This is a genomic window from Sediminibacterium soli (genome assembly GCF_009939225.1).
Classification (GTDB): domain Bacteria; phylum Bacteroidota; class Bacteroidia; order Chitinophagales; family Chitinophagaceae; genus Sediminibacterium; species Sediminibacterium soli.
Map to the genome: position 1 here is coordinate 744,906 of NZ_JAACJR010000008.1, position 13,512 is coordinate 758,417.

At 47.9% G+C, this 13,512-nt stretch carries 10 protein-coding genes; 5 read left to right on the forward strand and 5 right to left on the reverse strand.

Annotated features, from left to right (window positions below):
* The first annotated feature begins 105 nt into the window (after positions 1-105).
* Together GWC94_RS10390 and GWC94_RS10395 are read left to right on the forward strand one after the other, a co-directional pair.
* Positions 106-1,098, forward strand: a complete 993-nt coding sequence (locus GWC94_RS10390; RefSeq protein ID WP_161834963.1) for a hypothetical protein — start codon at positions 106-108, stop codon at positions 1,096-1,098.
* A 100-nt stretch (positions 1,099-1,198) separates the two neighbouring features.
* The gene (locus GWC94_RS10395) at positions 1,199-2,392 is read left to right on the forward strand and encodes a sensor histidine kinase (RefSeq protein WP_161834964.1); all 1,194 of its coding nucleotides are present in this window, start codon (positions 1,199-1,201) and stop codon (positions 2,390-2,392) included.
* Here the strand turns inward: GWC94_RS10395 and GWC94_RS10400 are convergent.
* The gene (locus tag GWC94_RS10400; RefSeq protein ID WP_161834965.1) at positions 2,340-2,630 is read right to left on the reverse strand and encodes a hypothetical protein; all 291 of its coding nucleotides are present in this window, start codon (positions 2,628-2,630) and stop codon (positions 2,340-2,342) included. The two genes, GWC94_RS10395 and GWC94_RS10400, sit on opposite strands and share 53 nt — an antisense overlap.
* 374 nt (positions 2,631-3,004) lie before the next feature.
* On the reverse strand, positions 3,005-3,664 hold the full coding sequence (locus tag GWC94_RS10405) for a head GIN domain-containing protein (RefSeq protein WP_161834966.1): 660 nt from the start codon (positions 3,662-3,664) through the stop codon (positions 3,005-3,007).
* A gap of 766 nt (positions 3,665-4,430) precedes the next feature.
* On the opposite strand from GWC94_RS10405, the gene GWC94_RS17120 reads away from it, so the two are divergent.
* The gene (locus GWC94_RS17120) at positions 4,431-4,712 is read left to right on the forward strand and encodes a T9SS type A sorting domain-containing protein (protein ID WP_394367115.1); all 282 of its coding nucleotides are present in this window, start codon (positions 4,431-4,433) and stop codon (positions 4,710-4,712) included.
* A 101-nt stretch (positions 4,713-4,813) separates the two neighbouring features.
* On the opposite strand, the gene glgB is transcribed toward GWC94_RS17120, so the two are convergent.
* The gene (gene glgB, locus GWC94_RS10415; protein ID WP_161834968.1) at positions 4,814-6,814 is read right to left on the reverse strand and encodes a 1,4-alpha-glucan branching protein GlgB; all 2,001 of its coding nucleotides are present in this window, start codon (positions 6,812-6,814) and stop codon (positions 4,814-4,816) included.
* Between the two features lie 127 nt (positions 6,815-6,941).
* Between glgB and GWC94_RS10420 the strand changes: the two genes are divergently transcribed.
* Together GWC94_RS10420 and GWC94_RS10425 are read left to right on the forward strand one after the other, a co-directional pair.
* A complete protein-coding gene (locus GWC94_RS10420) occupies positions 6,942-9,719 on the forward strand; it encodes an outer membrane beta-barrel protein (RefSeq protein ID WP_161834969.1) in 2,778 nt (925 codons plus the stop codon).
* Positions 9,719-10,462 (forward strand): GLPGLI family protein, encoded by a 744-nt coding sequence (locus tag GWC94_RS10425; RefSeq protein ID WP_161834970.1) that lies wholly within the window; start codon positions 9,719-9,721, stop codon positions 10,460-10,462. The genes GWC94_RS10420 and GWC94_RS10425 overlap by 1 nt, the downstream gene beginning before the upstream one ends.
* Before the next feature lie 214 nt (positions 10,463-10,676).
* Here GWC94_RS10425 and GWC94_RS10430 read toward each other — a convergent pair whose 3' ends face one another.
* Positions 10,677-12,014 carry an MFS transporter gene (locus tag GWC94_RS10430; protein ID WP_161834971.1) on the reverse strand — a complete coding sequence of 446 codons (1,338 nt, stop codon included), beginning with the start codon at positions 12,012-12,014 and terminating at the stop codon, positions 10,677-10,679.
* A gap of 87 nt (positions 12,015-12,101) precedes the next feature.
* Positions 12,102-13,385, reverse strand: a complete 1,284-nt coding sequence (locus GWC94_RS10435; RefSeq protein ID WP_161834972.1) for a glucose-1-phosphate adenylyltransferase — start codon at positions 13,383-13,385, stop codon at positions 12,102-12,104.
* Between the last annotated feature and the right edge of the window lie 127 nt (positions 13,386-13,512).

The following is a 13,512-nucleotide window of genomic DNA, read 5'->3' on the forward strand; positions in this document are numbered from 1 at the left end:
TCATAAGAGGCAGATTGTGGAACTGTTTCAATATCCAGTAATAAAAGATCTGAGAGTAGCATATATTTTTGAATTAATATCAACCAATAAAAACCCCTTTTACAAATGAGTTATACTCCTTCAGCCGGATCTGGTTCCACACCGGGTTATCAGCAGCCCAAAGACAATCGTAAACTAATATACGGCATTCTCATAGCCGCCCTGGTAGGCACATGGGGCTACATTATTTTTGACAAAAGCAAAAACAAGGAAGCCGTAACGCAGCTCGAAACCCGTATCACCAATATCGACAGTGCCAGAAACGCTATCCAGCAGGAATTCCTGATCGTTTCTTCCAAAGCGGATTCGCTTACGCAGTCAAATATCCAGCTGCAGGGCGATCTGGGGGACAAGAACAATTCCATCCAGAAACTGAAAGGCAATATCGCCAGCATCCTGAAAAAGAAAAATGCAAGCGAAGGCGAACTGGCACAGGCCAAACAAATGATCGGTGAGCTGAACGGAAAAGTGGACGGTCTGCTGGCGGAAGTGCAGAAACTGCAGGGCGAGAACCAGCAGTTAACCGTATCCAACCAGCAGCTCAATACCGAAAAAACGCAGCTGACCGCCGATAAACAAAGCCTGGAAGATAACCTGAGCTCAACACGCACCGAAAAGAAAGTGCTGGAAGACAAAGTGGATGTAGCGTCTACGCTGCACGCTTCCAATATCGGTATCGCTGCGGTTAACCTGACCAGCAGTGGCAAGGAAAAAGTAACCAATACAGCCAAAAGGGCCGATCTGATGCGGGTATCTTTTAACCTGGACGAAAACAAGATCACACCCAGCGGCACCAAAGATCTGTACGTGATCGTTACCGCTCCCGACGGCAAAGTGATCAGCGAAGGGTCCACTTTCACCGCGCGTGAAGAAGGCACCAAACCCTATACCAGCAAAGTGAGTGTTAATTACGAGCAGGGTAAGAATATTCCGGTGAGCTACGATATTCGTCAGTCAGACAAATACCTCCAGGGCGATTACAAAATCGAGATATACAATAACGGATTCAAGATAGGCCAGGGAATTAAGACCCTCAAAAAGGGCGGCTGGTTCAGTTAGATTTCAATACCCTATGATCAAAGGCAGCTTCCAAAGAAGCTGCTTTTTTATTGTCATCCAATCAACCCCTCAAACGGCAAAAGTTGGCTATTTTAGTTGTATGATACCTTCCTGGTTTAACTGGAAACTGGTGCTTGTCTGCATTGCCATTTTACTGGTAAGCGGCACTATTATTTACTCACAGTATCTGGCCGGCAAGATCGCCAGGGAAGAACGGAAGAATGTGGAAGCCTGGGTGGAAGCACAGCGAACGATCCTGAACTCCTCCGACAGTGCAAGCATCAATCTGGCCAGCAAGATATCCACCGAGAACAGCGAGATACCGATCATCGAAACCAATGAGCGGGACAGTATCACGGGTAATTACCTCAACCTTGACACGGCAAGGGTAAATGCAGACAAACAATACCTCCATACCAAACTGCTCGAATTCAAGGCCTACAACAACCGGCCGATCACCGTGGTGCTGAAAGACAGTCCCTTTACCGCCAACCGGTACTATTACGGCGAAAGCAAGCTGCTGAAAGAGATCAGGCTGTACCCCATCATACAACTGATCATCGTGGCGTTGTTTATTATGATAGCCATTACGGCTTTGCAGACCTCGTACCGCAGTGCGCAAAACCAGCTCTGGGCCTCCATGGCCAAGGAAACCGCGCACCAGCTGGGCACACCGGTATCGAGTTTACAGGGATGGCTGGAGATACTGAAAGAAGAAAAAAACAACGAGCGGATCGTACCGGAAATAGCCAAGGATGTGGACAGGTTATTGCTGGTAACCGACCGTTTTGGCAAGATCGGCAGCGAGCCGCAGTTTGTTTTGAAAAAGCCCGCCGAACAGATCGAACATATGGTGGATTACATGAAGAAAAGAACCGGGGGCCATGTGGCGTTTGCGCTGGACAATTCGCAGATAGAAGAGATACAGGTGCAGCTATCTCCCACCCTGTTCGACTGGGTGCTCGAAAACCTGATCAAGAATGCACTGGATGCAATTGAAGGCAACGGTACCATCAGTATCCATTCCGGCATACAGGAAGGCTACCTGCTGATCGATGTAACCGATACCGGAAAAGGTATTGCCAAAATACATGTGAAAGATGTCTTCCGCCCCGGTTTCACAACCAAGAAACGGGGATGGGGATTGGGGCTTTCTCTCAGTAAACGGATAATTGAGCAGTATCACAAAGGAAAACTCTTTGTGAAATGGAGCGAACCCGGCAAAGGCAGCACGTTCCGAATTATTCTGCCTCTTCAGAAACCGATTCCGGCAAGCGGCCAAAACAACTCATAGCCGTGACCCATTGCTGCAAAGACTGCGGTGTGGCGGTCTCAACAAACAGGTTGGCTTCTCCGCAAAGACTCAGGAATTCTGTTTCAACGGCTGCTTCCGGTTTGCCTGCCGATTCTCCGATGCGACGCAGACAGCTGTGCATCCTTGACAATTTCTCGTCCGATAAATGATCAAATGCGTGCTGCTGCATCAATTGTCCGGCGGCATTCACCAGCAACTGGTAGGATGTCGTTTTCATACTATGTCCATTTTAATCGTTAGCAATTACGTATATAGACAACAAAAACATGCCACCCTGCTGTTAGCGAATTGTTACCACCCCCCGGCGGTGGATAAGATGGGGATATTGGGAACAGAGGAGCAAGGAACAGAGGAACAGAGGAACAAGGAATAGCGAATATCGAATGAGGTGGGCTGCCTCGAAATTATTACTCACGATAACTCGCGACTGACGTCGCTTCACGACCTTCTTTGCTGAGCCGGCTGGAAGAACAGAGGAGCAAGGAGCAAGGAACAATTGAACAGAGGAACAAGGAATATCGAATATCGAATGTGACGGGCTGCCTCGAAATTATTACTCACGTCAACTCACGATAACTCACGACTGACGTCTCACGACCCTCTTTTCACCGAGCCACCGCTGTTTACATTGATGTCGCGGATCAGTCCTTCGCCTTTGAAACGTACAAAGCCGCCGCTGTTGGCTTTGGCTGATATTTCTTTGGACACATTTACCTGGATGCCTGCACCGCTACCTGCTTCTGCTTTACAAACACTGGAAAGAAGTTCATACCCATGAAACTGGGCGCCGCTATCGCCATCTACATCAAGATTTTGCACCGAACCGGATAAACGGATGCTTCCGCCGCTATTGAGTTTTGCACTCAGTGTTTCCAGCTTAACATCTTTTCCATTGATCGATGCTCCGCTGTTGGCTTTGACTGCTGCAAGTTTTGTGTAGGACACATATACTTTGATCTTCCAGTTCTTCCATTGGCGCCAGAGTTTCCAGTCGTTGCTCCTATATATTTTCAATACACCCCCCTGCACAACAGTTTTTACTTCGTTGAGATAGTCTTTGTTGTTGGCAGTTACTGTTAACTCTTCTTTATCGCCCTTACTGATGATCACCTGTATACCTGCCGATGCTTCGATTGCGGAAAAATCAGCGATACTTCGCTTTTCTACATTATCGCCGTATTCTGTTTCCTGGGCCTTTAATGATGCCGCTGCAAATAGGGTAATAAACAGGCAGGCAATGATTTGTTTCATAAGAGATGTTTGAGGTATAACGGATCAGCATCTGTAAAGGTTACAAAACAGTTTTTTGTTTTAATAAAAATTGTTACATCCAATAAGTATGAGTATCTACCGCTCATATAAGGCTAATTAAGCCTAAATACTGTATCCAGGCTCAGAAGATACGTCTGATATCTAATGAGTTGTCCATTTTTGTATCCGTAATTATTAGGGTTTATCCAAATTATCATTCTATGAAAAAAATCTGCTTATTAGGGTCATTATTCTTCATATTAACGTCGACTTTCGCCCAGTTAAATAAAACGGTGTTTACTTGCCCTTACAGTCAATATGTTCCATTTCGTCAAGTGGAAATCAAGCAACTTTAACAAAGATTGCCGATGGAAGTGTAACTCTGAACGCTACGATCACCAATTGCGATGGAGTAATTCAATATTCGCAGAAATCTGTAACATTCGGTGTTCCAGAACTTTATGGAAATGCTTCATGGTATGAGAGCAACATTTATAATATACAACCTCTTGGAGGAAGCGCAACTTATGTGACCGTTCCATCGTTATATATAACACTGGAGTCATCTGGTTACAACTCGTATATATGGGAGTTCATAGGTAGTAGTTCCAATGCAAGTTACTACACTTCGCACCCTGCAACTTTTGGATATATATCTTGGAATTCCCCACTCAACCTATACGACTGGATAGGTTTTAGCATGCATACCACTAACACATGCGGTACTCGCAATGACCCGATGTACTTCTACTATGAAGGGGAAGTAATGTATTATAGTATCGCGCCTAATCCAATCCAATCCTCCTTTACAGTTAATATTAGGTCAATAAGAAATAATAAGATTCCCCCTGGGCGTAGGCCAAAAGATTTGTCAATTCGTCGGATACAAGTATTTGATAACATGGGCAATCTTGTTCTGGAACGGACTGGAATGGGAATAACAAAACAAATGAGCGTTACAAATATCAATCTCAAATCCGGCTTATACACTGTTAAGATATTCGGCAAAGACGTGCAGGAATCTCATTCAATAATAGTTCGGCCTTAATATTAGCATCAAAAGATATATTTCATAAAGCATCCTTATTTAGCAAATAGGGTGCTTTATGAATATTTTGCAATGTCAGTGGTTATTGAAAAAAGCCCCTGCTATTTAAGCACAATCGCCCCCAGTGCAGGGAGTTGAAGTTTCAATTTATACCATTCAGCCCCCTTCTCCACCCGTGTAGCAACGATCAAAGGATTGAACACATCGCCTGTTCCCCAGAATACCTTGTCATCGCTGTTGAATATCTCTTTCCATTCGGGTTTACCATGCACATGCACTTCCCAGTCGTTGCGCACAACCGGTGTAAGGTTGAGCACCACAAGCACATTGTCCTTTTCTTTCTTCCCCTTGCGCATATATACGATCACGGATTCGCTCCTGTGGTTAAGGTCGATCCATTCAAAACCATCCTGTTCAAATTGTTTTTCGTAAAGAGCCGGTTCCGAACGGTACAGTTCGTTCAGCTTCTGTACGCAGTGTTTCAGTCCGCCGTGACTCACAAATCCCAGCAGGTCCCACTGAAGTTCACTTTTATAATTCCATTCACTGGTAGCGCCGAATTCGTTGCCCATGAACAGCAGTTTGGCGCCCGGATGCGTGAACATATAGGTGTACAGCGAACGGAGATTGGCGAATTTCTGCCATTCATCGCCCGGCATCTTGTATAGCATAGGACTTTTGCCATGCACCACTTCGTCATGGCTTAACGGCAGCATAAAGTTCTCATCGTAGAAATACATCATGCTGAACGAGAATTTATCCTGGTGAAACTGCCGGTAGTAGGCGTCCATCTTGAAATAATCGAGTGTATCATGCATCCAGCCCATCATCCATTTCATGCCAAAACCCAGTCCTCCTTCAAAAGTGGGTTTGCTGATGCCCGGCCAGTCGGTGGCTTCTTCTGCAATGGTCTGTATATCCGGAAAATCGCGGTACAGGGTTTCGTTGAGGTCTTTGATAAAGGCGATGGCTTCGAGATTGCCATTGCCCCCGTATTCGTTCGGCTCCCACTGGCCCGTATTGCGGCTGTAATCGAGCCGCAGCATCGAACTCACCGCATCCACGCGTAACCCATCAATATGAAACTGTTCGCACCAGAAACGCGCGCTGCTGATCAGGAACGATTTCACTTCGCCTCTCTTGTAATTGAAGATGTACGAGTTCCAGTCGGGGTGATAGCCTTTGCGCATATCGGCGTATTCGTAGGTATGCGTTCCGTCGAACATGAACAGGCCATGCGCATCGTAAGGAAAATGTGAGGGAACCCAATCGAGTATCACACCGATGCCTGCCTGGTGCAGCGCATCCACCATCGCCGCAAATTCCTGCGGCGATCCAAAACGGGACGTGGGTGCAAAATAACCCGTGCCTTGGTAGCCCCAACTTCCGTCAAAGGGATGTTCCATTACGGGCATGAACTCCACATGGGTAAAACCCATTTCCTTTACATAGGGAACCAGCCGCTCCGTAAGCTGTGTATAGCTGTTGTACAGTTCTTCGTTGTGTCTGTCGGGCCGCATCCAGCTGGCCAGGTGCACTTCGTATACAGAACAGGGCGAGGAAAGCGCGTTATGTGTTTTGCGGGTTTGCATCCATTCGTCATCCTGCCACCGGTAACCGGTTTGCCAGGTGATGGAGGCGGTATAGGGCCGTTTCTCCCAGAAATGCGCATAGGGATCCCCTTTATCCAGCTTGATACCTTTGAACCCGTGAATATGGTATTTGTATGCTTCTCCCTCGGCGATTCCCGGTATAAAACCTTCCCAGATACCCGAACGGTCCTGCCGTACAAACAAAGGATGCGATTCCTTGTTCCAGTCGTTGAAATAACCCGTTACCGAAACAAAACTGGCATTGGGCGCCCATACCGCAAAATAAGTGCCCGGGGTATCCGATACCGCAAGCTGCTTATTGCCCAGTAATTCATACATCCGGTAATTCGTTCCCTGCTGAAAATTGCGGATGTCTTCGTCTGTAAACAGGGAATAATTCCATACCGGTTGCCGCTTATCTACAAAATACCTGTCTTCGTATTTTTCCGGTAGTTCGGTTCCAACCTTTGGCTTAGTCTTGTCTCCTGTATTTGTTTTTGACGATCGCATAACCGGTTATTTATCAAATAATAAAAATTTCTTAACAGTAATTTATAACTAAATGTTTAGTTTTATAAACAATTGTTATGGATTTTGCCCCCGGATAGCATCAGTAGAACCAACAACTGCCCAACAAATGAGAAAACCCGTTACTGCGCTCTTCGTCTGCGCCTGTCTGCTTTCGTTTTCAAGTGTATTCTCCCAAAGTTCCCTTAAAGGTACTATCAGGGACACCCTCAACAAACAAAATCTTACTAAAGCAACCATTACCGTATTACGCGCCAAAGACTCCATCCTGGTTACGTTCACCCGCACGGATGCGCAGGGTGCTTTTGGCATGAAGAACCTGGCGGCCGGCAACTACATCATGCTGGTTTCCTATCCCAGCTATGCGGATTACGTGGAGAATTTTACGCTGGAGTCCGGCAAGGACAGGGATTTCGGCACCCTGCCGGTGATCACCAGGGCCAACCTGTTGCAGGAAGTGATCGTACGACAGCGGATATCGGCGATACGGGTAAAAGGCGATACCACCGAATACCGGGCAGACAGCTTTCATGTTGGACCCAATGCCGACGCGCAGGAGCTGCTGCGGAAACTTCCGGGCATACAGGTAAACAGCAAGGGCGAAATAACGGCACAGGGAGAAAAAGTGCAGAAAGTGCTGGTGGATGGCGAGGAATTCTTCAGCGACGACCCGGCCGTGGTTACCAAGAACCTGCGGGCCGATGCGATCGACAAGGTGCAGACCTTCGATAAAAAAAGCGACCAGGCTGCTTTTACGGGTATCGACGACGGACAAAAGATCAAGACCATCAATTTTCAGCTGAAAGAAGATAAAAAGAAAGGCTATTTCGGCAAAGTGGAAGCCGGTACCGATTTCGATAAATACCGTTATGGCAAACTGCTGCTGAATGCTTTTAAAGGAAAAAGAAAAATATCGGGTTACCTTACTACGGACAACACCAAATTCGAATCGCTGAACTGGGATGAGAGCCGTAACTACGGCGGTGACGCCAATACCACCACGCAGATCAACGACGACGGCGGTATCATGATCTTTTCGCAGGGAGACGATTTCAGCTGGGGACGCGGTTTCCCCACATCGTATACCGGCGGCCTGCATTTCAGCAACAAATGGAACCAGGACAAACACAACAGCAACAATACCTACCAGTACAATAACCTGAACGTAAAAGGCATTACCACCACCGATATGCGCAACCTGCTGCCGGGCAGCAACAGTTTCAACAGCAAAACCGTGCAGGACCAGGTGAGCGATAAGAAACGGCACAAACTTACCAGCATTTACGAATGGCAGATCGATTCTTCCAGTTCGCTGAAGCTGACGGTGCGTGCATCGGATGTAAAGGGCTATTCGGTAACAAAATACCAGGGACAGTCCATCGACCAGAACGGCAATATCGTGAACCAGAGCGACAGAACGACGAATGGCGATGATGACAACACCACGTTCAACAACAACATCTACTGGCGCAAGAAATTCAAAAAATCGGGGCGTACGATCTCATTGAACAGCGACCTCAATTTCAACAACCGTACGCAGAACTCTTTTTTGCTGGCCAGGAACAGTTTCTTTGATAAAACAGGGGCTTTGATCAGCAGCCAGGCGGTTGACCAGCTGAAAGTGAACAAGCAGGATGCCAGCACCGTCAATTCGCTGGTAACCTATACCGAGCCTTTGTGGAAGAACACTTTCCTGGTATTGAATTACCGGCTTAACCTGAACAGGAACGATGCGGAAAGAAACACGTTCAACAAAGACGGCACGGGCAAATACACAACGCTGGTGGATTCGCTCAGCAACCATTTTATCTTCAATACAACCAGTCATCTGGGAAGCGTTAACTTCCGGTACAATGTAAAGAAAGTGAACTTCTCGGTGGGCTCGGGCATAGGCTCCTCCACCTACCATATGAAAGATGTGCGCAAGAACGCAGACCGCGAAGTGGTGTTCAACAATTTCATACCTGCCCTGTCTTTTAACTACACCCCCAAAATGCAGCGCAGGGTTACTTTCAACTACTCGGGCACCACGCAGAACCCTACGCTTGCGCAGATACAGCCATTGATCGATAACACAGACCCGCTGAACATTACCATCGGCAATGCAGGTCTGAAACAGGCTTTCCAGCACAATTTCAGTTTCAGGGCATCGGATTTTAAAGTACTGAAAAGCCGGAGCATGTCGATCAACATGAACTATTCCAAAACAGACAATGCCATTTCCAATGCCAGTACGGTTGACAGCCTTAACAGGCGGGTGAACCAGTCTGTTAACATTGACGGCAACTATAGCTGGAATGTATCTGCAGGGTATGGCTTTGAAATAATACCATCGCTTAACCTGAACTTTAATGTGGGACCGAGCAAGAACAGGTATGTGAGCTATGTGAACAACATAAAAAATACCACTACAAACAACAATATCAACCTTGGCCTGTTCGCTGGCTACTGGGCCGATAAATTTGTCAATTTCTGGATGAACTTCAATGCCAACTACGTGAACTCGATTTCTTCCATACAGTCGAATATTGCCACGCGTTACTGGTCGTACAGCACCTACGCAAACGTTCAGCTGCGTTTCAAAAAAGCAAAGTTTTTTGTTGACCTCAATGCGGAAGGCAATTTCTACCAGAAAACGCAGGCTTTTGCCGGTCAGCCCAATGTGCTGGCGATCAATCCAACGCTTCGCAAGGTGTTCACCAAAAGCGATGCATGGGAGGTAAAACTGTATATCAACGACCTGCTTAACCAGAACCAGGGTGTAAGCCGCAGTGTGAACAGCAATTTCCAGACGGCAACCACCTACCAGACCATTCAACGCTATTTCATGCTCTCGCTGGCATATAATTTCAACAAGAACGGTAAACCCCAAAACGCAGGCTTCTAATGAAAAAGATATTTTTAACAGCCCTGGTGGCCACGGCCCTTACGGCTTCGGCACAAACACAATTTGTTACATCGGGTCGGGTGGAGTACGAGAAAAAGATCAACCAGCATAAGATGGTGGAAGACGCTGCCGAAAACAATGTGTGGATGCAGACGATGCTGAAAGCCTACCCCAAAACGCTGACCGATGTGTACGAGCTCCGTTTCAACCAGGATAAATCGGCCTATAAGCTCGCAAAGGAAAATTCCGATAACAAATACATCATGTGGGGCACCAAGCCTACCGAAACGGATGTAACGCTGCAGGATATGCAGACCGGTAACACCTCTACCCAAAGAGAGGTTTTCGAAAACACCTATGTGATCAAAGACAGCCTTCGCAACCTGGAATGGCGTATCACCGACGAAACCCGCACCATTGCCGGCTTTGAATGCAGGAAAGCGGTGACCAGGATCTGCGATTCCGTATACGTGGTGGCTTTTTATACCGACCAGATACCGGTAAGCAGCGGCCCCGAAACCTTTGGCGGGTTGCCCGGACTGATCCTGGGACTGGCGGTGCCGCGGTTGTACACCACCTGGTTCGCCACCAAACTCGAACTATCCGAACCTACCGCCACGCAGCTGAACCCGGTGCAGAAAGGTAAAAAACTGAACTGGGCACAGCTCTATGCAGAACTGAGAAAGGGAATGAAAGACTGGGGAAAGGAAGCGGAGAAAAGATTGTGGATCATCTCGCTGTGAGCATACGGGAGCAATGAATAAGGGAACAGAAGAACAAGGAGCAAGGAACAGGGGAAGAAGGGAACAGATGATCGGATAAGATTTTAAATGTACTATGTAATAGTCAGGACTTGATCTGACAGGTAAGGTTTTTTCAAGCTGCTGTTTTTTCTCCGATCGCCGTTCTTCTATTCCCTGCTCCTTGTTCTTCTGTTCCACATGCCTGCTCCGTAAATCATACTTCCGGCGCTTTGTGCTCCTTTACAAACACCAGGCAGGCCACTGCCGCCAGGCAAAGTAAACCGCCGCCCACCGCCACTGCCAGCAGCCTGTCGTTATGCAGTACCTGCTTCATGATGCTGCCAAAGAACAGGGAAGCGATGATCTCGGGTAATACGATAAAGAAATTAAAGATGCCCATGTAAATGCCGATCTTGTTTTCGGGCAAACTGCCGGCGAGCATGGAATAGGGCATGGAAAGGATCGATGCCCAGGCAATGCCCACCATACCCATGGCCACATACAGGTAAGCCGGATCCTGGATATGATCTACCGCCAGCAAACCCACACCGCCGATCAGCAGGCAGAGCGTATGCGTTATTTTTTTTCCGAACATACCCACCAGGGAAGGCAGGGCAAAAGAAAAGATGAAAGTTACCAGGTTCAGTATCGCCGATGTGGTGTTGGCATATTCCAGACCTTTTGTATACACTTCGGCGCTGGTTTGCGGATCGCCATGGAATAGCTCGGCGGCCACACCGGTGCTGTAGTAGAACCACATCAGGAACAGACCCGGCCAGGTCAGGAAATTCACCAGGGCAAGCCGTTTCATCTGCGAAGGCATATGGGCAATAGACGAAAAAATCTCTTTCACGCCCCCGGAAAAACCTTTGTTGGATGCCGCAAGCTTTTGTTTCCAGTCGGGATCTGCCGGCGGGTACTCCTTGCTTCTGAACACCGTGTACAATACCGCCAGCAGGAATACGGCGCCGCCGATATAGAACGACAGCATGATGTTCTGCGGAATAGCGGAACCCGATTTGTCTCTCGACACCCCAAACCATTCCACCAGTTTCTGCGGAAGGTAGCCGGCCACAAAAGAAGCCAGGCCGATGAACATGCTCTGCATCGCAAAACCGAAAGGCCGCTGTTTTTCGTCGAGGTTATCCGCCACAAATGCGCGGAACGGCTCCATGCTGATATTGATACAGGAATCGAGTATCCATAACGTGCCCGCCGCCATCCATACAGCCGAAGCATTGGGCATAACGAACAATGCCAGCGAACTCAATACCGCACCGATCAGGAAAAAAGGACGGCGGCGGCCCAGCCTGGGGTGCCAGGTACGATCGCTCAGATAGCCGATGATGGGCTGAACGATCAATCCTGTCATGGGAGCGGCAAGCCATAACCCCGGTATCTGTTCAGGCGATGCGCCGAGGTATTCATAGATGGCGCTCATATTGCCCATCTGCAGGCTCCAGCCGAACTGGATACCAAAAAAACCAAAACACATGTTCCATATCTGCCAGAAACCAAGCCTGGGTTTGATGCCGGTGTATGCGGTTGACATAACGCGTTTTTAGCAATCGGGGGATCCGGGCCCGGGCTGCAGCTGTACGTTTTGGCTACAGTTGCAAACAACAGCCGGACCGGTTAATTAAATCACAAATCCATCGGGCAGTACAGCAGTCTTTTTTACCACTACAATACCATCCTTTACCGTATACAATGCATGATCGGTATTGGCCAGGTGCTTTCCGCCGTTGATGCGCACATCGTTGCCGATACGGCAGTTCTTATCGATGATCGCATCTTTGATATAACAACGCTCTCCTATGCCTATCCTGGGCAATCCTTTCACCGAATCATAGTCCATCTCCTCTATGGTTTCGTAATAATCGTTACCCATGATATAGGCATTTACAATGGTGGTACCATGACCGATCCTTGCCCGGATGCCCACCACGCTTTGTTCGATACGGCTTGCATGGATGATGGAGCCTTCTGCAATGATGGTTTTCTCGAGCGTGGTGCCGCTGATCTTTGCCGGCGGCAGCATTCTGGCACGGCTGTATACGGTTTTGTTGTTGTCGAAAAGATTGAACGGCGGTATCTCCTGTGTAAGCGCCAGGTTGGCTTCGTAAAAAGAATAGATATTACCGATATCGGTCCAGTAACCCTCGTACTGGTAACTGGCCACTTTATAACCGGAGATGGAATTGGGTATGATCTCCTTGCCAAAATCGGTTGCCTGCGGGTGGTGCGAGGTAAGCAGGTCGTACAGTACCTGTTTGGTAAATATATAGATACCCATCGATGCCAGGTAATGCCTGCCCAGTCTTTGCATATCCGCACCGGTATCGCTCACCCATTCGGGCAACAGATCCGCTTTGGGTTTTTCGATAAAGGAAGTGATCATGCTTTCGGAATTCGTTTTCAGGATGCCGAACTCCGGCGCGTCTCTTGCATCAACCGGTATGGTTGCAATGGTGATATCCGCATTTCCCGCTTTATGCGCATTCAGCATTTCGGAAAAATCCATCTGGTAAAGCTGGTCGCCGCTCAGGATCAGTATGTATTCGAATTCCAGGTTGGAGATATGCCGCAAAGACTGCCGCACCGCATCTGCCGTGCCCTGGAACCAGCCGGGGTTATCAGGTGTCTGTTCCGCGGCGAGTATATCCACGAAGCCCGTACTGAAAGCGCTGAAATGATAGGTGTTCTTGATATGCTTGTTGAGCGATGCCGAATTGAACTGCGTCAGCACGAACATGCGGTTGATATTGCTGTTGATGCAGTTGCTGATGGGTATATCCACCAGCCTGTATTTGCCCGCGATAGGCACCGCCGGTTTGGAGCGGCTCGCGGTAAGCGGATACAAACGGCTGCCGGCTCCCCCACCGAGGATCACCGCTACTACTGATGTTGATATACCTGTCATGATATTTGGTTAAATATGAGTTGTATGCTTACAAGTTACATGTAATAAATGATCGCAATACGCAACGGGTGTTAAGTTATGGAATGTTCCCTGCATCCTGGCACACCGACTAAAACTCTCAGTCCAG

Bases quoted from the DNA above. Each gene is read 5' to 3' on its own strand.
- GWC94_RS10390 (WP_161834963.1), top strand. From the start codon at position 106: ATGAGTTATACTCCTTCAGCCGGATCTGGTTCCACACCGGGTTATCAG.
- GWC94_RS10395 (WP_161834964.1), top strand. From the start codon at position 1,199: ATGATACCTTCCTGGTTTAACTGGAAACTGGTGCTTGTCTGCATTGCC.
- GWC94_RS10400 (WP_161834965.1), bottom strand. From the start codon at position 2,630: ATGAAAACGACATCCTACCAGTTGCTGGTGAATGCCGCCGGACAATTG.
- GWC94_RS10405 (WP_161834966.1), bottom strand. From the start codon at position 3,664: ATGAAACAAATCATTGCCTGCCTGTTTATTACCCTATTTGCAGCGGCA.
- GWC94_RS17120 (WP_394367115.1), top strand. From the start codon at position 4,431: ATGTATTATAGTATCGCGCCTAATCCAATCCAATCCTCCTTTACAGTT.
- glgB (WP_161834968.1), bottom strand. From the start codon at position 6,814: ATGCGATCGTCAAAAACAAATACAGGAGACAAGACTAAGCCAAAGGTT.
- GWC94_RS10420 (WP_161834969.1), top strand. From the start codon at position 6,942: ATGAGAAAACCCGTTACTGCGCTCTTCGTCTGCGCCTGTCTGCTTTCG.
- GWC94_RS10425 (WP_161834970.1), top strand. From the start codon at position 9,719: ATGAAAAAGATATTTTTAACAGCCCTGGTGGCCACGGCCCTTACGGCT.
- GWC94_RS10430 (WP_161834971.1), bottom strand. From the start codon at position 12,014: ATGTCAACCGCATACACCGGCATCAAACCCAGGCTTGGTTTCTGGCAG.
- GWC94_RS10435 (WP_161834972.1), bottom strand. From the start codon at position 13,385: ATGACAGGTATATCAACATCAGTAGTAGCGGTGATCCTCGGTGGGGGA.